The 19,193-nt window shown below is 40.7% G+C and carries 21 protein-coding genes and 1 riboswitch; of the genes, 13 read left to right on the forward strand and 8 right to left on the reverse strand.

What is annotated here, in order from left to right:
• Positions 1-308: 308 nt before the first annotated feature.
• From HUX68_RS16360 to HUX68_RS16375, 4 genes are all read left to right on the forward strand, one after another.
• Positions 309-773: a hypothetical protein gene (locus tag HUX68_RS16360; protein ID WP_174615795.1), complete on the forward strand. Its 465-nt coding sequence runs from the start codon at positions 309-311 to the stop codon at positions 771-773.
• 758 nt (positions 774-1,531) lie between these two features.
• Entirely contained in the window at positions 1,532-2,077 is a 546-nt protein-coding gene (locus HUX68_RS16365) for a TetR/AcrR family transcriptional regulator (protein ID WP_174615796.1), read from the forward strand.
• Positions 2,078-2,150: 73 nt separating this feature from the next.
• Positions 2,151-3,296 carry an MFS transporter gene (locus HUX68_RS16370; RefSeq protein ID WP_174615797.1) on the forward strand — a complete coding sequence of 382 codons (1,146 nt, stop codon included), beginning with the start codon at positions 2,151-2,153 and terminating at the stop codon, positions 3,294-3,296.
• A gap of 130 nt (positions 3,297-3,426) precedes the next feature.
• Positions 3,427-3,978 (forward strand): NADPH-dependent FMN reductase, encoded by a 552-nt coding sequence (locus HUX68_RS16375; protein WP_174616504.1) that lies wholly within the window; start codon positions 3,427-3,429, stop codon positions 3,976-3,978.
• Positions 3,979-4,127: 149 nt separating this feature from the next.
• On the opposite strand, the gene HUX68_RS16380 is transcribed toward HUX68_RS16375, so the two are convergent.
• Positions 4,128-5,204, reverse strand: a complete 1,077-nt coding sequence (locus tag HUX68_RS16380) for a sulfotransferase family protein (protein ID WP_246206708.1) — start codon at positions 5,202-5,204, stop codon at positions 4,128-4,130.
• 300 nt (positions 5,205-5,504) lie between these two features.
• Here HUX68_RS16380 and HUX68_RS16385 point away from each other — a divergent pair, with 300 nt between their 5' ends.
• From HUX68_RS16385 to wrbA, 3 genes are all read left to right on the forward strand, one after another.
• Positions 5,505-5,939, forward strand: coding sequence for a MarR family winged helix-turn-helix transcriptional regulator (locus HUX68_RS16385; protein WP_246206709.1), 435 nt, complete (start codon positions 5,505-5,507; stop codon positions 5,937-5,939).
• 90 nt (positions 5,940-6,029) lie between these two features.
• Positions 6,030-6,425 (forward strand): transcriptional regulator SpxA, encoded by a 396-nt coding sequence (gene spxA, locus HUX68_RS16390; RefSeq protein WP_174615798.1) that lies wholly within the window; start codon positions 6,030-6,032, stop codon positions 6,423-6,425.
• Between the two features lie 301 nt (positions 6,426-6,726).
• Positions 6,727-7,338, forward strand: coding sequence for an NAD(P)H:quinone oxidoreductase (gene wrbA, locus HUX68_RS16395; protein ID WP_174615799.1), 612 nt, complete (start codon positions 6,727-6,729; stop codon positions 7,336-7,338).
• 85 nt (positions 7,339-7,423) lie between these two features.
• Here wrbA and HUX68_RS16400 read toward each other — a convergent pair whose 3' ends face one another.
• Genes HUX68_RS16400 through HUX68_RS16410 form a run of 3 tightly spaced genes read right to left on the reverse strand, consistent with a single transcriptional unit; the run spans position 7,424 to position 9,583 of the window.
• Positions 7,424-8,023 carry a response regulator transcription factor gene (locus tag HUX68_RS16400; RefSeq protein ID WP_174615800.1) on the reverse strand — a complete coding sequence of 200 codons (600 nt, stop codon included), beginning with the start codon at positions 8,021-8,023 and terminating at the stop codon, positions 7,424-7,426.
• A 17-nt stretch (positions 8,024-8,040) separates the two neighbouring features.
• Positions 8,041-9,138, reverse strand: a complete 1,098-nt coding sequence (locus tag HUX68_RS16405; RefSeq protein ID WP_174615801.1) for a sensor histidine kinase — start codon at positions 9,136-9,138, stop codon at positions 8,041-8,043.
• A gap of 40 nt (positions 9,139-9,178) precedes the next feature.
• Complete coding sequence (locus HUX68_RS16410) at positions 9,179-9,583, reverse strand: hypothetical protein (protein ID WP_174615802.1); 405 nt, start codon at positions 9,581-9,583, stop codon at positions 9,179-9,181.
• A 217-nt stretch (positions 9,584-9,800) separates the two neighbouring features.
• Here HUX68_RS16410 and HUX68_RS16415 point away from each other — a divergent pair, with 217 nt between their 5' ends.
• On the forward strand, positions 9,801-10,457 hold the full coding sequence (locus HUX68_RS16415; RefSeq protein ID WP_174615803.1) for a carboxymuconolactone decarboxylase family protein: 657 nt from the start codon (positions 9,801-9,803) through the stop codon (positions 10,455-10,457).
• 376 nt (positions 10,458-10,833) lie between these two features.
• Here HUX68_RS16415 and HUX68_RS16420 read toward each other — a convergent pair whose 3' ends face one another.
• Positions 10,834-11,676, reverse strand: a complete 843-nt coding sequence (locus tag HUX68_RS16420; protein WP_174615804.1) for an aldo/keto reductase — start codon at positions 11,674-11,676, stop codon at positions 10,834-10,836.
• 234 nt (positions 11,677-11,910) lie between these two features.
• Between HUX68_RS16420 and HUX68_RS16425 the strand changes: the two genes are divergently transcribed.
• Positions 11,911-13,056 carry a copper resistance D family protein gene (locus tag HUX68_RS16425; RefSeq protein ID WP_174615805.1) on the forward strand — a complete coding sequence of 382 codons (1,146 nt, stop codon included), beginning with the start codon at positions 11,911-11,913 and terminating at the stop codon, positions 13,054-13,056.
• 58 nt (positions 13,057-13,114) lie between these two features.
• On the opposite strand, the gene HUX68_RS16430 is transcribed toward HUX68_RS16425, so the two are convergent.
• Together HUX68_RS16430 and HUX68_RS16435 are read right to left on the reverse strand one after the other, a co-directional pair.
• Positions 13,115-14,023 carry an endonuclease gene (locus HUX68_RS16430; protein ID WP_174615806.1) on the reverse strand — a complete coding sequence of 303 codons (909 nt, stop codon included), beginning with the start codon at positions 14,021-14,023 and terminating at the stop codon, positions 13,115-13,117.
• 87 nt (positions 14,024-14,110) lie between these two features.
• Positions 14,111-15,439, reverse strand: coding sequence for a S8 family peptidase (locus tag HUX68_RS16435; RefSeq protein WP_174615807.1), 1,329 nt, complete (start codon positions 15,437-15,439; stop codon positions 14,111-14,113).
• Between the two features lie 217 nt (positions 15,440-15,656).
• A riboswitch (TPP riboswitch) is annotated at positions 15,657-15,767 on the forward strand.
• A gap of 116 nt (positions 15,768-15,883) precedes the next feature.
• On the opposite strand from HUX68_RS16435, the gene HUX68_RS16440 reads away from it, so the two are divergent.
• From HUX68_RS16440 to HUX68_RS16455, 4 genes are read left to right on the forward strand one after another with little or no spacing between them, the layout of a single operon-like run.
• Positions 15,884-16,891 carry an ABC transporter substrate-binding protein gene (locus HUX68_RS16440; protein ID WP_174616507.1) on the forward strand — a complete coding sequence of 336 codons (1,008 nt, stop codon included), beginning with the start codon at positions 15,884-15,886 and terminating at the stop codon, positions 16,889-16,891.
• Positions 16,888-17,178 (forward strand): thiamine-binding protein, encoded by a 291-nt coding sequence (locus tag HUX68_RS16445; RefSeq protein WP_174615808.1) that lies wholly within the window; start codon positions 16,888-16,890, stop codon positions 17,176-17,178. The genes HUX68_RS16440 and HUX68_RS16445 overlap by 4 nt, the downstream gene beginning before the upstream one ends.
• Positions 17,178-17,936: an ABC transporter permease gene (locus tag HUX68_RS16450; RefSeq protein WP_174615809.1), complete on the forward strand. Its 759-nt coding sequence runs from the start codon at positions 17,178-17,180 to the stop codon at positions 17,934-17,936. The genes HUX68_RS16445 and HUX68_RS16450 overlap by 1 nt, the downstream gene beginning before the upstream one ends.
• A 1-nt stretch (position 17,937) precedes the next feature.
• On the forward strand, positions 17,938-18,675 hold the full coding sequence (locus HUX68_RS16455) for an ABC transporter ATP-binding protein (RefSeq protein ID WP_174615810.1): 738 nt from the start codon (positions 17,938-17,940) through the stop codon (positions 18,673-18,675).
• Positions 18,676-18,714: 39 nt separating this feature from the next.
• On the opposite strand, the gene HUX68_RS16460 is transcribed toward HUX68_RS16455, so the two are convergent.
• Complete coding sequence (locus tag HUX68_RS16460; RefSeq protein ID WP_174615811.1) at positions 18,715-19,185, reverse strand: hypothetical protein; 471 nt, start codon at positions 19,183-19,185, stop codon at positions 18,715-18,717.
• Positions 19,186-19,193 lie beyond the last annotated feature (8 nt).

Genomic DNA, 19,193 nt, shown 5'->3' on the forward strand with positions numbered 1-19,193 from the left:
TGCGGAAGATAGGTAATCAATTTCAGTATTATTGTAAGGCTACCAACTTTGTTGTTAAATGACTGACTTGGATGTTACACGACAACAATAACCATTACGGAAGGTTTTCTAAAAGAAATGTACGATGATTGGTATTAAGATAAAAGTATTCTTCAGCTAAAGGGCGCTTTTCCCTAATAAGGAATAGTAGCGTCATTATCGCATATAAAGGACATATTATTGAATCAAGGCAGGAATTTTGTGAAGGAAATAGAAGTTTAGATAAATAAAATAATTTAAGAGAGGGGCTGGCGAGGGGGATGGATGTTATGCTTCAGGGTTTGTTGGATTACCTTCAGGGAATAGGTATATTTTTGGTCATTTTGTTTGTCATCATCACGAGTCTTGTAGTAGGAAGCAGATGGATTGAGAATCGAATTCTAAAATACCTGAAACCCCGTGCAAGGGACCTTGCCATTGTTCTAAATATCAGTAGTCTCGAATTACTTACCACCTGGGGTTTTGTTTATATTTCGGGTTGGCGGTTTATCGATGTACTGTTTATGATGAGCTTGATGCTTTTGTCGGTGATGTGGGTGTCTGCTGTCTTTAAAAGTAGTTTTGATAATTACACAAGAGCAGAGGCAAAGGAGTTACCTGGTGTGGACGCGAAGCAACAGGTTACGGTTTCCCGGTTTACGCTGACACCGGCCAAGTCAGGAACCCTATTGTTTGGAATAACCGGTTTTATAACGAGCTTTATCATGTATATGCCTTATTTTATTAACCTCTGATTTTGGGAACGGTGGTGGATGAGGATGGGGATTAAGCAAACGGGCGCTATTCCCTAATAAGGATTAGCGCCCGTAATACATTAAAAGACCTATTCACGAAATATCCTTTTGTGTTGATAAAACGAATGCGAGAAAAATAAATGCAATGTTTTAATCTTATCTTAGAGTGTATAAATTGTGGGGTATTCATTTTAAATAAGAGATGTCGGGGGTGATTGAGACATAAATTTGGCGCGATGATAATTTTTTCTTTCAGAATTTGTGTAAGCAGGAGAGTTCCCTTTTTTCTTATTTATTAGATCAATCAAGACTGCGGTAACAATAGCTACCACTACGGGCAGTATAAATATAAATAAAAACATAGTAATCATTCACCTTCTTTTAAATCGTAACATTGTAAAATACAAACTTTCTGACCCTTTGTTAAATGATTTTCTTTATCCTTATTCTAACATATTTTTCAAAAAATCAAAATACTCATTTGTACATTTCGCAACACCAGGTAATAGCAGCAATGGAGAATCCTGTTAACGGGCGCCTTTCCTTAATAGGGATTAGCGCTGATATCTCATATAAGTGAAATCAATATGGTTCGAAAAAAGTGGCAAAAAGGTTCACGAATCGTTTTTTGCTAGATTCCTGAAAAGAATGCAGGTGCAGTTTATTAAAATGAATGAAATGGTTGACGATATAAGTTTAGGATTGATATCCTTTAAATAGAAAGGTCGTTCTATATAAATGAAAGTGGAGTGAAGGTTATGAGTCGATCTGTTAAAAAAGAAACATTACTTAAAGTGGCCGAACGATTATTTTATGAGCATGGATTTCGTGGAGTAGGATTGAAACAAATCATCAGTGAAGCAAATGTGGCAACGATGACACTTTATAATCATTTTCTTTCCAAGGATAATTTAGTCGAAGAAGTACTTAGAAAGCGTGAAGAACGCTATTGGTTTTATTTGGATTCACATGTGGAAATGGATTCGGGTTCTCCTTTCATTCTTGCTGTTGAAGCTCACGGCCGTTGGTTAAAAGAACAATCCTACAAAGGAGATATGTTTTTAAGAGCAATAGAAGATTATACGGGTACTGATAATGAGATTGAAAACATTGCAAGAGGTCACAAATTGAAATTGCTTAAATATTTTCAGCAATTGGCTCAAAGTAAGGGGAAAGATAACGAACGGGACTTAGCTTATCAGTTTACATTGCTGCTCGAAGGAACTACCTCCATGACAACTTTGATTGGTGCAGAGAAAGCAACGGAATATTCCATTGCGATGGCGAGGACGCTTGTCCAATAGACATCGTAATTTTTTTAACTCAAAAGTATAAAGGTCGTTCTATATAATTCGGGCAATTATAAGGAGGGGTACCTTGAATTTTTCAAGGTTGGTTTTACCTGGAGTTACCATGATCGCTGTTACTTATGGATTGGCACGGTTTAGCTTTGGATTGCTTCTGCCTGAAATAAATCAATCACTTGGAATGTCTGAGTATATATCAGGAGTAATCTCATCATTATTTTATTTGTCCTATTGCTTTACAATTATCCTGTCCACTGTCATCACTACAACAGACGGACCAAGAAGAATGATTCTCTTAGCCGGATTATCAGCCTTTGTTGGACTGCTGTTAATGAGCATTACGCCGAATGTATGGGTGCTGGCGTTAGGCGTGATATTTGCTGGAGGAAGCACAGGCTTGGCGTCTCCGCCTTATGGGGCGGCGATATCGCTTTGGATTAATGAAGATCGGCAAGCCAAAGCGAATACGTGGATTAATTCAGGTACAAGTTTTGGTATAGCCCTTTCCGGAGCTGGAGCGATTTTGTTAATATCGAATTGGAGACTGACGTACTTGATTTATACTATCCTGACTTTCCTGGTGTTGATATGGAATTTCAAGGCTATTCCTCAAGACAGGATGGGTTCGAGGCTGACGTTTAAAAAAGGGGATCTCTCCATTAAGGGTGTAAAGGGATCTATCCCTTTGGTTTTGGCATCTCTTACACTGGGAATATCGACAGCAGCCTTTTGGACATTTTCCAGATCATTTATTGAAACAGCTGGAGATTACAGTAATTGGCAGCTATCCGGATTTTGGGTCATCATAGGACTTTTTGGTGTGCTGGGCGGGTTCTCCGGCTCTCTAATTGAAAAAGGAGGACTGTCTTTTGCTTATAAATTAGGAGGGCTGTTAATAGCTTCATCATCGATTGTTCTGGCTGCTGCACCTGGCAACGTGTTAATCGCTTACGTATCGGCCGGATTGTTTGGCTGCTCCTATATATTCTTAACCGGTGTTCTTCTTGTTTGGGGGATCCGGGTATTTATTACGAATGCATCATTAGGTATTGGCGTTCCATTTTTACTGCTGGCTGTTGGACAGGTAATAGGTTCAATACTCGCTGGATGGTTTATTGGAACGTATGGCTATGTTACTTCTTTTATTTTTTATGGAATAGTTGGCATGGCGACTGTCTTTATGGGACCAAAAAGGCCATTATTGATTCAGGAATAGGCAGTTGAGTAAAACTCAAATCCTGCCAGCATTATCATTTAAGGCAAAGGTTCTGTCCTTCTGAACTCCTTATGATAAAATAATGGCTGGATAGACGTTAAACTTGTTAGAACTAAGAGGAGGCGTAATGTTGAAGTTAGTTGGCGTTTCAGGGACTTTGGCTGGAGGAAAGACATCCAAGGCTGTTTATGATGTATTGGAAGCTGCCAGTCTGATGGATAGATCGTTGAAGACCGAACTAATTGATTTAAGGGATTATGACCTGTCGTTCGCTGACGGATCCCCGCTTGCTTATTTCGACGATGACACTTGGCCCGTGGCTGATAAAATCCTGTCTGCAGACTGTTTGGTATTTGGCACACCGATTTATCAAGCTTCCATCGCTGGGGTATTGAAAAATCTGCTCGATCATCTTCCCGAATATGCTTTTAAAAATAAAGTTACCGGTATTGTTGCAACAGGCTTTTCTGAGAAACATTTCCTTGTAACGGAATACCAGTTGAAACCCATTCTTTCTTATTTTAAGGGGCTGGTTCCTACAGGAAATGTGTTTGTGCAGAATGATTGCTTCGATTTGGAAACGGAAGAAATCACCGATAAACTGGTTGCTAAACGACTGCAAAACCTTGCTGATGAGATTTTGTTTTTGCAGCAGAGTATTAATGGTCGGATGAAGCAGTGAAGGCCAGGTGGTGTCAATTTTGTTCATAAACCTTGAGCTAAGAAGTAACAAGGAATGAATCTTTTTATAATTTAAACGGGGCGCTTTTCGTACAAAGAAAAGCGCCCCGTTTAAAAGGTTTTATCCCTATTATAGATGACCTTAATGAATTAGATATACTCCAGTAATTTCAACGCCGGTTCACTTGCCCTCTCAAGCTTTTTCCGTTTTTCTGCTGGTAATTCAGGCCAAGTGGCTGGCTTCGATCGAATCATAGAAGCACTTTGTTCGACCCATTTTTCATTTTCCTGAGCAGTGGCTGATGCCGGCTGTATAAATTGAATGATGCGCCTGAGTTGATCGTGCGGTGTTTCCGTTAGCGACTCGTAACGAAGATAAAGCACTTGCTCTGATGGTAGTTTGGAAATATTTTTTTCAGCTGAAACTAAGGATGAAGATAAGTTTTCCCCCAAGGCCTCATAAGACATTTCATAGTTATTGAATTGCTCCATGTCAAAGTAATCCGGGTGCAGCCATTTGAACTCCCCTAAGCGGGATACATCGCTGTTTGGGTTCGTGGGGTCCTCACCAGTAGTTTCCTTAGCCTTTTTTAATGCCGTACCTAATTTAAAAGCTTGAAATCGGTTGAAGGCCATTGCAGTTTCCCTGACATCGCGGTACAAAAATATAAATTTAGCATCCGGAAACATGTCGATTAAACGATCTACGAAATGGACTGACACCCCGGACCGTTCCACACAAACATCCTTTTGGTATCTTCGCAGGAGCCATTCAAATAGACGCTGGTACTGGCGGTCAAGCCGATCTTCCGGGAATTGGGGAACCACTGATTCCAATTCTTCGTACAATTCGTCTGGTTTTTCCGTTATATGGGGGAGTGTCATAGCAAGAATAGCTGGTACTCCCGTTTTAAAATTAAATCGTGATGTATCAGTGACTTTATATAAAAATTCTTTAAGCCGTACCCCTTTTTTGATATAAGGTTCGATATTAAGAGGCACCTTTTTTGCAAGAAGGTCCCAAAATTGTTTTCCGTCCCATCTTTCCAATGACAATCCAGGCCAGTTGTTTGCTTCTGGATCCGGACCGGAAGAATTCATATTGATCGATAATAAGAATTCCGAAAGACTAAGTATATTAGGGTTTAAGTTAATGCAATTTGATAAGGCTGTTGATCCACTTCTTCCAGTAGAAATAATGAAAACCGGTTTTGTGATAATGACCATCTCCTAAATTTGGATTACTATTAAAAGTTTGTATATTATAATTTTAATGCCGCCTATAAAAAGGTTCAATAAGCCGGTTTTCCCATATAGTAAGGTCCCTTCATTGAACGGTCATCTTGGTATATAAGCGGTTTGCACTATTTTTTGGTAAAAATGTTTCACTGTTTTAATACTGCACCGTTATTGACAGTATTATTATCCGATGGTATTATATACTTAAATTAAATAATACGAATTTGAAATAAATTAATTCAAGATAAATTTTGGTGTGAATGGCAGCTTATTGACGGGGTGAGACAATTGAGCGATGCAAATACCAGCCTTAAAGCTTTTACAGTTCTAAATCGGGCAACGCAATCCATACAGGATGTTCTTAAAAAAGATGTGGCTCAGTATGGAATGAATCTTAATGAGTTTGCTGTTTTGGAATTACTGTATCATAAAGGTGATCAGCCAATACAACAAATTGGAAGAAATATTCTGGTTGCCAACAGCAGTATAACGTACGTTGTTGATAAACTTGAAAAGAAAGGATATCTATACCGAAGAGCTTGTCCGGATGATCGTCGTGTCATGTATGCGGCCATTACGGAACCTGGAAAAGAATTTATGGATGCGTATTTTCCGGAACATGAGAAAAAAATAGAATCTGTTTTTAATGTTTGGTCTGAAAAAGAAATCGATACTGCAATTGATTTGCTGAAGAGAGCAGGGCATCATGCAGAAGAAATGTAGTTAAAATTTTTTAACCATATATTCTGAATTCAGAATATCTAAAATAAGATATTCGTGATGATACATTAAAAATTATTATGAGGTGATTTTATGGTTACACTTTACACGACACCAAGTTGCACATCCTGCAGAAAGGCAAAAGCATGGTTACAGGAGCAGGGTGTACCTTTTCAAGAACGTAATTTGTTTCATGAGCCATTAACCGAGGACGAAATCAAGGGTGTTTTGCGCTTAACGGAGGATGGAACGGATGAGATTATTTCAAAACGTTCTAAAGTGTTTAAAACGATAGATGTTGATGTTGAGCAATTACCAATAAAAAATCTATACAGCTTGATTGAAAAAAATCCAGGTATTTTAAAACGACCCATTATTAAGGATGAAAGGCGTATGCAGGTAGGATACAACGAAGATGAGATCCGCAAGTTCCTGCCAAGAACAGTTCGAAGGTTTCAATTACAGGAGGCGCAGAAAATCATTAACTGATGCAGCAAAATAGTCGCTTGAAACAATGGGAGAAGAAATGGTGGGCAATGGAATAATATAAGCATATATTTTGAATTAAGGATATATGAAATGATAATATACAAATTAGTAATAAGGAGCCATTTGTCTTGTGAACTCTTGGTTTAAACGGAGTCTCCTGCAATGAACCACCTCAAATGTCTTAAACATTCATTTTAAAGGGGGTGGAAATTTATTAAAAGTTGTTAAAACTAAACAAAAGAAGGTGTAATATATGAGTTTTTTAGATAAAATATTTGGAAAATCAAAGGAGAATGAAAATATGTCAAACGTTAAATTAGCAGTGGTTTTTTACAGTATGAGCGGAACAAATTATCAAATGGCAAAATGGGCTGAAGAAGGAGCAAAAGAGGCAGGCGCCGAGGTTAAAGTATTAAAAGTGGAAGAGCTGGCTCCACAGTCAGTTATTGATGGAAATGAAGCATGGAAAGCAACGGTGGAAGCAACAAAAGACGTTCCGGCAGCAACCTCGGATGACCTTGAATGGGCAGATGCCATTATATTCAGTTCGCCAACACGTTTTGGTAATGTGCCATCACAAATGAAGCAATTTCTTGATATCCAGGGTGGCATTTGGGCAAGCGGCAAGACAGTGAATAAGGTAGTAAGTGCGATGACCTCAGCACAAAATCCGCATGGTGGTCAGGAAGCTACATTGCTGTCGTTATATACTTCCATGATGCACTGGGGTGCTATCATAGCAGCTCCAGGCTATACGGATCCGGTGCTTTTCGGTGCTGGAGGAAATCCATATGGAACAAGCGTATCTGTTGATCAGGATGGCAAAATGGTCGAGGATGTTGAAGGTGCAGTGAAGCATCAGGCCAAACGTACGGTAAATGTTGCCGAATGGGTTAAAAAGGGAAATCAATAAATATTAGGAGAGCCAATCTTAGTCAGGTTGGCTCTTTAACAATTGATGGTGGATAAGTAGTAATATCTGGCTGCAAATTATGAGTTCACAGCCAGCCTTTTTCATCGGCAATTGTCACAGCATCAATCCGGTTTTTGGCTTCCAGCTTCTGAATAATTTCGGATATATAATTTCTGATCGTACCTTCTGAAAGGTAAAGGGTCTGACTCATCTCTTTTACTGAATCTCCGCTCTTCAAGCATTGAAGAATTTCTATCTCTCTTTTGGTCAGCGGGTTGGATGCTTCTAGGAAAGTAAAGGTCAGTTGAGGGCTGAATACCCGCTCGCCACGGTGGATTTTGTGCAATGCTTCTGCCAATTCGGAGACAGGGGTTTCTTTTAGTAGATAACCTTGAACATCTGCTTTGACCGCTTTTTGTAAATATCCGCTCCTGGCAAAAGTGGTTACAATTGCTACCCGGCACTGATTTTTATCGTTTTTCAGTTTTTTTGCGACTTCCAGCCCGCTTAGAACAGACATTTCAATATCCAGAATAGCTATATCAGGTTCCGCTGTTCGGATGAGTTCCAAAGCTTCTTTTCCATTATCTGCCTCACCGATTACTGTGATATCCTCTTCCATTCCCAATAGCCGGCTGATTGCACCGCGGAGCATGCCCTGGTCTTCGGCGATAACAATTTTCAATTTTCACCCTCCGTAAGTTACATTTTTGGTACTATAATCGTTACGTTTGTGCCTTTTGAGCTAGTATTGACTTGGAGTTTTCCTCCAATGAGCGACAGCCGTTCTTTCATCCCGTGAAGTCCATTTCCGAAGTCTTTCGTGTCGCCGTCATTGATGCTGAAGCCTTTACCGTCATCGTTCACATAAAGCATATATTTCCCCGCATTTGTGTGAAGAGATACTGTACAGTTTTTTGCCCTGCTATGCTTCAATACATTGGTGGTACATTCACGCAAGCACATACCGAGGATATTTCGTGTTATGGAAGAAATTTCTTCTATTTCACAGCGGTTATCGTGGCGCAATATGATATTTGCCCATGCAAAAACTTCATCTGCATGTTTAAGCTCTTCATCAATATCAATAGCCTGCATATCGCTTATTAATTTTCGAATATGAAGCAATACCGAACGGGATATGCTTTGTAATGCTTTTGCTTCTTCAATAGCCTCTTCAGGGTTATTACGGATTAGGCGTTCCATTAGTTCACTTTTTAACGTTATCAAGGACAGAGTGTGACCGACAGAATCATGGAGGTCTCTGGAAATCCGCTGCCGTTCTTCATTTTTTATCAGACGGGTGATTTCTTCGTTTGCATTCCTCAGTTCGTGATTCATCATTATCGATCTGCGGTATATTCTTGCAATAAACGGCATTGCGGTAATGGCAATTACCATAGGTAGCCAATAAAAATGCCACTCATTTTCCCTGAAAATAAAGAAAGTAAGTATTGAAACAAATATGACTACCGCCATTAATCCTGCATACCGTCGAATTGACCGTTCAGGCACAAATACTCCGATGATTAATCCCGGATAAAATGCAAGAGCAAGACTCCATGGGGAATAAAGCGCACCGATTACGCCAACTGTCAATATTTGCAGGACGATAAATATTTCTCTGTAGGTAGAGCGGGTTATGCTCCGCCAATAGGAAATAGCCAAAATGGTAAATAATGATAGATTCACTGCCCATGCTTCATTATACGGCCCGTAAAATAAGTAAACAGCGGGTAGAACCAACATTGCCAATAGTGCAGAATCCCTGCGTTTCTTCTGTATCAAAATTGATCGCAAATGACATCACCTCCATTTCTTATTACTGATGTCATACCAGTTAGTTTGACTTCTGTGTCAAATTGTCCTGCAAAAAAGGCACATTTTTCACTGTCCATGTTGGAATCAGCCAAATGGATAGTAACGCAGCGACAATGTGCAGGGGATGGCTGACTGTTCCAAATTGTTCCTGCGGCGGATTGACAATGGTGTTGAAGGTCAGAAACAAAGTTACTCCTGCAACAATCATTGTATAATATAACGTGGGTTTTGAAGTTTTCTTATCCAGATTCACAAAAATGACTGAACCAGCTAGATTGGTGATAATGCAGGAGAACATAATAGAGACGATATTTAATTCCTTGAACCAAAGACCAGTTATTGAACCAATGATAAATTCTGTGATCAAGGCTGTAACCCCAGATAAGATCCCAACAGTAAAGCCTGCAGATAACCCTTTTTTCATATAATTCACCCCTTTTGAATTTGTAATTCAAGCATACTGCAGACAGAAAATCCTTTTAGTCATGAATATAAGTTATTTCGCATGATAAATATCATTAAATGGGAGCGTCAGAGATGAAGCGATAAATTACCTAAACAGAAAGTGGTTTAGCCATTTCAATCCAGTGGTAGAATATAAAGTGGAAAACATATACATTCGTGTGAAGGAGGATTTTACAATGGCTGATAGTTTTTACGATAAGAGTCAGGCAAAAAATTTAAATAAAGTGAAAGACTTTGCACCGGAACAGGCAAAGGCTTTTTCGGAGTTTGATGCAGGTGTTTTCAAAGAAGGCGCCCTGACTAAAAAGGAAAAGGAAATTATTGCGGTTGCAATTGCGCATGTCACGGAATGTCCTTATTGTATTGATATCCATACTAAAAATGCCAAAAAGGAAGGAGCTGCTCTAGAAGAACTGGTAGAAGCTGTCTTTGTTACATCTTCAGTTGAAGCTGGCGGGGCTGTAACGCACAGTACCAATATGCATAATGCACTTTCAGATGATGCGGATGATTCATTGTATGAACGCTCCAATTTGAAGAATCTTAACGAACTTGGCAAGCATGCGAAAGATGGATTCCAGGGTTATTCCGGATTCAATTCAGCAGCCATGAAGGAAGGCAAGCTGAGCAAAAAGTTTAAGGAAATTGTGGCAGTTGCGGTTGGACATGCGACACTTTGCCCGTATTGCATCGATGTTCATACCAAGGGTGCCAATAAAGAAGGAGCAACAAGAGAGGAGTTATCTGAAGCAGTATTAGTTGCTTCAGCACTGCTGGCTGGCGGTTCCTACGCACATATTGCGAATTTGATAGAGAGTTATGGTGAAGTTTAAATCTTTTACTTTTGACCGTCGGAAGCAGGTTCTGGCGGTTCTTTTTAATACCTGTAACTTCATGAGTGAAAATGCCGATAGAAGTGCTGTTTTCGCCGATAGAATTAAAAATTCGCTGATAGAACAATGACTTTCGCCGATAGAAACAAAAATTCGCCGTTAGAATTACTACTTTCGCCGATAGAAACAGAATGAAGAAAAATGAAATTGAAGAGATATGATGCTTACCGTGTGCTGCTTATACGAGCCGCTGTCATTGAAAAATAAGAAGTGCCAGAAACATCTTAGGCCTTTATGGAAAAATAACTGTTGCAAAATAATGCTGTCCTTCCTGGTTCAACAGGAAGGACAGCATTATTTTGGTATCGTATTTTCTCTAAAATTCCTCATAAACAGCCGGGTCCTGGTCTTTCATTCTGCCATCCGGTTGTGTTAGTTTGTCCAATGTGGTCATGTCGTTGTTATCCAAAGTGAAATCAAAAATAGAGATGTTTTCCAGCTGGCGCTGAGGTGATGCGGATTTCGGAATTGGCACTGTGTTATGCTGATAATGCCAGCGCAAAATCACCTGCGAAATACTCTTACTGTGCTTGGACGCAACCGTTTTTATCGTATCATTTGTAAAAAGGTCGTTGGCACGCGCTAAAGGACTCCACGATTCGGTTGCAATGCCATTTTTTTCATGCCACTTGCGCTGCTCCTCCTGGTTGAAAAACGGGTGCAGTTCCACTTGGTTGATACTCGGCAGCACTCCTGTTTCTTTTTCAAGGCGCTCTATATGCTCAGGAAGGAAGTTGGAAACGCCAATGGAGCGGATTAGCCCCCATTTTTTTGCATCAACCAATGCCTGCCATGCTTCAACATAGATATCCTGGAGTGGATTTGGCCAATGGATTAAATAAAAATCATAGTAATCCAAATCCGCCCGGTAGAGTGATTCCTGAATTGCTTTCACTGCCTTGTCGTACGTGTGATAGCGACCGGGAAGTTTTGAAGCAATGCGCAATTCCTCCCGCGGCACAGATGTCTGCTTAAGTGCTTTCCCGACCGTTCCTTCGTTTTCATAATTGTACGCAGCATCAATTAAACGGTATCCGTTATCAATTGCACTTGCAATAGCGGCAGCACCGTCATTTCCCCACAGTTTATACGTACCAAAGCCGATTGCTGGGATACGGGTGCCGTCATTAAGTGTAATTTCGGGAATTTGGTTTGTCATTAACTCACTCCTTAATTTGTTGATTTACCAGTATGCTATCATACTCTTGGATAAGATGTTATTGGACTGCTTGGATTGTGACTTACTCATTTATGATAATAATGCTATTACATTTGATATTTAGCAATCTTTCTTTGAAAATGGTATTATTATATTTCTGGTGATTGCCGAAGTCATATTAATAGCCTGGTTGTTCTTCAGTAAACGGAATGAATAAGGTTGAGGTGATTTTAAGTGCTGCTAATCTCATTTACAGAGTTTATATTATACATTTGTTTTTCGGTTCTAATGGGTTCGCTGATTTTGTTCCTGGTTCCGGAAGATAAAAAACCGCCAATGGATATTCCGAAAAAAGTACTATATCTCGCTGCCGTGTTAATACCTGTAACATCGTTTTTGCCGGTTTTTAATACCGCGAACATTCTGGCGGGGAATAAAGATCTGTGGCCGATTTTGAAAGGTGTTATCATGACATTTGAAATCGGAAAAGCATGGATGTTTGTTACTTTCATTTCGGTGATTCTGCTTTGTGTTTTAGGTGCCAGGCAGTTGAAAACAAAGACACACTTCATTACATGGGCGCTTGTTCTAACATTGTTAATGCTGTTTAGTTACACAATGTCAAGCCATGCAGCAACCATTACAGAATGGCAGGGATTTATGGCACATTCCTTTCATTTTCTGGCAGTTACCGTATGGATTGGGCTTTTACTTGTGGCAAGCTGGTTTTCCAAAAATAAAACGAACTGGTTAACATTTCTGAAATGGTTCACGCCGGTTGCTGTTGTTTGTCTGGCTGTTACGCTGGTGGCCGGCTATTTCACTATGACAATTGATATAAATTCGTATGATGATCCGAATGCAACGGTATTGCAGGAATACCAAAACAGTCTTGTTGTTAATTATGGACAAGCATTGGTTATCAAACATATATTTATTATTTCACTGGTGTTGTTTGCTTTTCTCAATGGAATCCTGTTTCGAAAAAAACATCATGAAGAATCATTTAATCCATTGAAATGGGGGCGGCTGGAAAGTGTATATGCGTTAATTGTATTTGGGTTGACAGCGTTCATGGGGCAGTCCTGGCCGCCGCATCAGATCTACACTTTGATCAAATCATATGGAGCATCTCCACTCTTCAAAACGATATATGAGGGAAATTTTATAAGCACTATCCATAATGCTGAAAGTACCGGTATTTTTAATGTTACGGTAATTTTTGGCATGGAGAGTTATTTATTATTTGGTTTGGGTGTATTATTCGGATTACTGACGATTATCGCAGCCGTTAAGAAAGAATCTGTTTTTGTTTCGACTTTTGCTTCGTTGTTGATGGTGGTGTCCGTCTATTTTGGGATCATGATGGGGATACAGTAAAAAATGAAGGCGTTTCGGATAAATTTACTTACGCCGAAACGCCTTTTTCTATGTTAAGCTATATCATTTCCGTCTTTAGGGGCTTCATTTTTTCCGGAAAATCAATGAAAGGATTACGGTTCCCCTGAATATTAAAGATTGCCAGATTTCGATGTTTTTCATAAAGAGACGGCAGGAACTTCTGGTGCCAGTTGAACAATATGTTTGTATCGACCTTTTCCAGATGCGATTTTTCAATTTCATCAGGGTACCGGATTAAAAAGTACAGCATGGCCCTTGCAGCCGCACCTTTTGCATGTGCAGGTTCAAACATCTCTTCATCCGCTTTACCGCACGATGCTTCAGGTTGATTTTCAGGCTTGTAATCGGCAAAATCATAATACGGGTAATTGCTCCTGGTTGAATTACATGCAGGTTCACACGTAAACAGGTGATGAAGATCCCCACGCATCGGCTTTCGTTCATTGAACCAGGATTGCGGGACAGCATGTTCGCAGTTATATTTGAAATCTTCCTCAATCTGTTTCAGTTTACGCTCTTTCTGTTCATCATCCGGTACTTTTTCCATTTGTTCTTTGCGTTTTAATGAGGTTTCGTAGTCTTCTTTGAGTACTTCTTCCGTTTGCCGTTTTATTCTCGAATAAATGCTGGCCACGTTTCCGTCTGGTCTTAAATCAACCCATGGATACACATACTCGCTTGGATCGTACTCCAAATGATTTGTATGGGTTTCCGAAAGAAGTTGTTTCAGCGATTGAAATAATTCTTCATTGGAATGATTAAAATCGATGTTTTGGTAATATTGTTTGATAATCCGCTGATCTTCTTTCTCGTCATAATAAGCCTTTTTGTCCTTCTGGATCTTTTTCTTCGTGTCCGAATGTTGGGCGATAATCTTGTTGAGGCGTTGCCGATCAGTTGTCACCGGGATGAATTTTTCCTCTTGTTGAGAAGTTAAATGCTGCATTATTATTCCTCCTCGCACCAGAATATAAAAGGGGTATACCACTATATTACGGTGTATACCCCAATAGGATTTCAACCAATCTGGTCTTTAATTACCATTACTATTTTTGACAGCTTGTTCTGCATCCAAATACCCGGCACCTTGCGCATAGGCTGGCAATCCCTTGTCAACTGAACCTTGAAGAAGATTTTGCTTTACTTGGTCTGGAGAAAAACCCGGATTGTTTTGTAATATAAGGGCAGCAACACCTGCACAGATTGGGGTCGCCATTGATGTGCCGGATAAAGAGAAATAATTACTGTCTACCCGACCTGACTTGGACGTTTTGTCCAGGAAAGAACCGGGGGCCCGTAAAGAGATAATATTCACTCCGGGAGCCAGTAAATCCGGTTTGGATTCCTCGCCACACGCAGGACCGCGACTGGAAAAGGACGCAATTTGTTCATCGGCTCGGTCGGTTGTATTTTTATCATCCATTGCTCCAACTGTGACCACTTTGGAACTGATTCCAGGCGTACCAATTGTTCGCTGATCGGGACCGGAATTTCCTGCAGCGACACAAACAACTATTCCGGCTGCCCACGCCTGTTCAACAATTTGAACAAGTGGATCGTTACAATTTGATTCATCCGCTGCCGCACCCAATGATAGGGAAATCACATCAATTTGATGTTTTTGCTTATTATCGATACACCATTGAATTCCGGCAACAATTGTGGAAAGCGATCCTGATCCCATTTGATTGAGTACTTTCACGCCGATAACGCCGGCCTCGGGCGCAGGGCCTTTATATTTTCCATTTGATGAAAAACCATTACCTGCTGCATCCCCGGCACAATGTGTTCCATGTCCATTGTCGTCATATGGCTCTGTCTGGTTGTTAATAAAATCCTTAAAGGCAACAATTCGATCGGATGGTTGTTTCAAATCCTCATGCGGATAAATACCTGTATCAACGACAGCAATATTGATGTCCTTTCCGGTCAACCCCTGTTCATTCAATTGAGTTGCATGCACAGCTGGCGAAGCAACATCCAACAGGGCAGTGACTTCCCGGTCATAATGAATTTTTTTAATACTGCAATCGCTGTTCATGAGTTTTTCGATTGTCGAGGCAGTTAACACTGCTGAACAGCAGCAAATGCTGTGATACTGGTGTATCAGTTCGGATCGGGCTTCCGGTTTCATTACGTGATGGGCTTTGTTTACTGCTGAGGATAAAGGGACATCTTTATTTTCGAATTCGATGACAACCGGATATCGTTTGAACTTTTTCATCAAGTTCTCGATGGGACGATGCAAAAAACAGGGAATTCGGCGAAAAGGCCGATACAAGTGTAACAGACTTTGCCGCAACTTTTTGTCAAGCTTTTTGTCGTGATTTCGGATGAGCTGAATCATCGAAAATCCTAACATATAATCCACCTTCCTTTATTCATTTCGATATATTTTATGATTGAACAAAATAGTGGACGCGGTGTTTGTTAGGATATCAAGCAAAAAAGGCGCTTGTACGAAAAACACTGTCGTGTGAAATACTGATAGAACTGAAAAAGTTGCTGATAGAATATTAAAACTAAGGGCTGGTTAAAGCGCTATCAATCTGTTAGAATACAATTGGACATTTAAATAATACAAGTTGTGGGGGGACCAGTGTATGCTGGTTGAGATTGTATCCGATAGATACTGACCCTTGGAACCTGATCTGGTTGAGACCGGCGTAGGGAACATGTTGATGAGGATATGTATAAACTTTGCGTGCGCCGTAGGTATTGAACCTATGGTGTTTTTTATTTTCTGTATATTCCATTGCGCCTGTCGGCAAACAGATTGTTCCACAACGGATAGGAGGAATGGATGTTGAAGAAAATACTGGTCGTTTTATGCTTTTTGCTGGTTCTTACTGCATGTGGGGATAACGGAAAAGCAGAGGAGTCCAAAGGTGAGGGAAGCTTGAAAGATGTTTCCATTGTGCTGGATTGGACACCGAACACGAATCATACAGGCATTTATGTAGCGAAGGAAAAAGGATATTTTGCTGATCAAGGGTTGAATGTGGAAATTATCATGCCTGGTGAAGCAGGTTCCAATCAACTAGTGGCAGCAGGTACAGCAGACTTTGGCGTAAGCTATCAGGAAGGTGTTACCGAAGCACGGGTTCAGGATGTTCCAATTGTCTCGATAGCCGCTGTCATTCAGCACAATACTTCCGGATTTGCTTCTCCGAAATCAAAAGGCATTAATTCACTGAAAGATTTTGAAGGAAAAACATATGGCGGGTTTGGTGCCCCGGTGGAGAAGGCGATTTTGTCATCCCTGATGAAAAAAGCCGGAGCGGATTTCAGCAAGGTCGACATTATCAATATGGGTAACACAGATTTTTTCACGGCGGTTAAACGGGATGTTGATTTTGCCTGGATTTACTATGGTTGGACCGGAGTTGAGGCCGAACTTCGCGGTGTTGAACTGAACATGCTGTACTTGACGGATTATTCCAAGAAACTTGATTATTACACACCTTTGCTGATTACGAATGAAAATATGATCAGTAACAATCCGGAAACTGTCAAAAAGTTCATGGCAGCAGTTTCCAAAGGATATAACTTTGCAATCGATAACCCGGAAAAATCTGCTGAGATCTTAATCAATGCGGTTCCGGAAATTGACGCTGAATTGGTAAAAGCAAGTCAGAAATGGTTATCGCCAAAATATAAAGCAGATGCTGAGCAGTGGGGTGTTCAGAAGCTTGAGGTTTGGGAGAACTATGCTGACTGGATGTACAACAATGATTTGCTTGATAAAAAACTGAACAGTAAAGAAGCATTTACGAATGAATTTTTACCCAATAATGAGGAGGATGAATCATGAGTAATTCGCTGGTCAGTATACAAATTATACCTAAAACTGAAAATGGAGAAGATGTTATTCCGTATGTGGATGCAGCGATTGAGAGCATCGATGCGGCGGGAGTTAAGTATGAAGTGCATCCACTGGAAACAACGATGGAAGGCGAATTGTCGGAATTATTGACAGTCATCGAAAAAATGAACCGGAAAATGGAGGAACTCGGCTCTCCAAGTGTTATCTCACAAGTTAAAGTGCTGTATAAACCTGATAGCATTACCATGAGTGATCTGACGGAGAAATACCGATAATGAAACAGGTCATGAAACAGGGGTGGAAGCCTGCCGCGGTTCTCCTTATCATTCTGTTGTTGTGGGAGTTTTCCAGCAGGTTTTTTCAAATCCCAGATTGGCTGTTGCCGGCGCCATCACAAATTTGGCAGGCAGGAGTGGGGGGATGGGAAGAGTTCCGTCCCCACTTAACAGCCACGATAAAACTCGCTGTGATGGGTTTTGTACTTGGCAGTTCATTCGGAATCGCTGTCGCTTGCTGCCTGCATTTGCTTCCATCGGTTCGGGAAGCTTTTTATCCGCTCATTATTTTATCGCAAAATATCCCGATCATTGTTCTTGCACCACTGCTTGTGATCTGGTTTGGATTCGGGATGCTGCCAAAATTAATTATTATTATATTAGTTTGTTTTTTTCCCATTGCTGTTGCTGCATTGGACGGTTTCAGCCAGACGGACACCAATTTGAAGCATTACATGCAGATGGCTGGAGCAAGCAGGCGTCAGGTTTTTCAGAAGCTGGAATGGCCATATGCACTGCCTTCTGTTTTTTCCGGGTTGAAAATCGCGGCCACATACAGTGTGATGGGAGCGGTCATTGCCGAATGGCTTGGCGCCGGAGAGGGAATTGGTGTCTATATGACGCTTGCTTCTTCTTCATTTCAGACAGACCGGGTTTTCGTGGCCATCGTTTTTATTATGGCTTTGAGCTTAGTGTTTTTCGCTTTCATTAATTTGCTTAAACGGATTATGGTTAAATGGCGGCCGGAGAGGAGTTAACATGACAAAACTGTGCATTAGGAACTTGACGAAAAAATTTGCCGGCCAAACGATTTTGGATAAAGTGTCATTATCTGTAGAAGATGGGGAGTTTGTGTCCATTTTGGGTCCGTCCGGAAGCGGAAAGAGTACGCTGTTCCATCTGATCGGCGGCATCACCAATCCTGATTCCGGAGATATATGGCTGGATGGAAGGCGGATGAACGGTGAGCGCGGAGGTATTAGCTATACTCCGCAGGCTCCATCGCTTTTGCCTTGGAGAACGATTTTGCAGAACGTTATGCTTGGGGCGGAGTTAACTGGTGATCAGGATGAACGGAAGGCACTGGAATTAATAAACCGTGCTGGTCTGAAAGGGTATGAAAAAGCCTATCCGCATGAATTATCGGGTGGAATGATGCAGCGTGCTGCCTTCGTTCGGAGTCTGTTAAGTCCCCAGCAGCTGATTTGTTTGGACGAGCCATTTTCAGCGCTGGATGAATTCACCCGGCTTGATATGCAAGCGTGGCTGTTGTCGATTTGGCAGTCCTATCAGCGTTCGATTCTGTTCATAACCCATAATATTGAAGAAGCGATCTACTTATCGGATCGTGTCATCGTCCTGTCGCAAAAACCAACTACCATTAAACAAGAACTCCAAATTCCTTTTGAACGTCCAAGAAATAAGAATCTGACGCTTTCGGAGGAATTCTTAGAATGGAAGAAAATGATCTACCACCAACTGCAGAATAATCATTAAAATAACGCTTTTTAAAGGTTTTTAATCCTTTGAAAAGCGTTATTCCGATCTTTTTAATAATATCCACCTGATGATGCCGCCTGCCAAAAGACCAACCGGTAAAAACAGGATTGGCAGCCAGACCGGTCCAATCAGAATACCGAACAGTTTCAGGTCGGCAGAAAAAATAACCCCAACGGTTACAAAATAAGCCGAAAAAACAAAAGGCAGAAATGCATATGGTTTGCTTTCACCCTTTGCATCTTTGTATGCATCCCAAATTGCAAAGAAATACAAACATGGGTAGAACATCAGCCATCCGTAATTTGTCACTTCTACTGCTTTTTGTATTTCACCGTGAAAGCTTAAAATAATAATCTGGTTGAAATTTCCCATTACATTAATTAAAAATTCCAGCCCGACTAACAGTAACCCCTTAATGTATGCTCCATTCAGCAATTGTCCGAATCCTGGAAGCGCAATGCTCCAGAACAGTACTTCCAGTTTGTCTCTGTTTTTCCCTTTTTCCATAAGCAGCC

This window comes from Virgibacillus ihumii (assembly GCF_902726655.1).
In the GTDB taxonomy this organism is placed as follows: domain Bacteria; phylum Bacillota; class Bacilli; order Bacillales; family Amphibacillaceae; genus Lentibacillus; species Lentibacillus ihumii.

Coding starts and splice junctions, on each gene's coding strand:
- HUX68_RS16360 (WP_174615795.1), top strand. CDS start 309: ATGCTTCAGGGTTTGTTGGATTACCTTCAGGGAATAGGTATATTTTTG.
- HUX68_RS16365 (WP_174615796.1), top strand. CDS start 1,532: ATGAGTCGATCTGTTAAAAAAGAAACATTACTTAAAGTGGCCGAACGA.
- HUX68_RS16380 (WP_246206708.1), bottom strand. CDS start 5,204: ATGGTCATTATCACAAAACCGGTTTTCATTATTTCTACTGGAAGAAGT.
- spxA (WP_174615798.1), top strand. CDS start 6,030: ATGGTTACACTTTACACGACACCAAGTTGCACATCCTGCAGAAAGGCA.
- wrbA (WP_174615799.1), top strand. CDS start 6,727: ATGTCAAACGTTAAATTAGCAGTGGTTTTTTACAGTATGAGCGGAACA.
- HUX68_RS16410 (WP_174615802.1), bottom strand. CDS start 9,583: ATGAAAAAAGGGTTATCTGCAGGCTTTACTGTTGGGATCTTATCTGGG.
- HUX68_RS16415 (WP_174615803.1), top strand. CDS start 9,801: ATGGCTGATAGTTTTTACGATAAGAGTCAGGCAAAAAATTTAAATAAA.
- HUX68_RS16420 (WP_174615804.1), bottom strand. CDS start 11,676: ATGACAAACCAAATTCCCGAAATTACACTTAATGACGGCACCCGTATC.
- HUX68_RS16430 (WP_174615806.1), bottom strand. CDS start 14,023: ATGCAGCATTTAACTTCTCAACAAGAGGAAAAATTCATCCCGGTGACA.
- HUX68_RS16435 (WP_174615807.1), bottom strand. CDS start 15,439: ATGTTAGGATTTTCGATGATTCAGCTCATCCGAAATCACGACAAAAAG.
- HUX68_RS16445 (WP_174615808.1), top strand. CDS start 16,888: ATGAGTAATTCGCTGGTCAGTATACAAATTATACCTAAAACTGAAAAT.
- HUX68_RS16450 (WP_174615809.1), top strand. CDS start 17,178: ATGAAACAGGTCATGAAACAGGGGTGGAAGCCTGCCGCGGTTCTCCTT.
- HUX68_RS16455 (WP_174615810.1), top strand. CDS start 17,938: ATGACAAAACTGTGCATTAGGAACTTGACGAAAAAATTTGCCGGCCAA.
- HUX68_RS16460 (WP_174615811.1), bottom strand. CDS start 19,185: ATGGAAAAAGGGAAAAACAGAGACAAACTGGAAGTACTGTTCTGGAGC.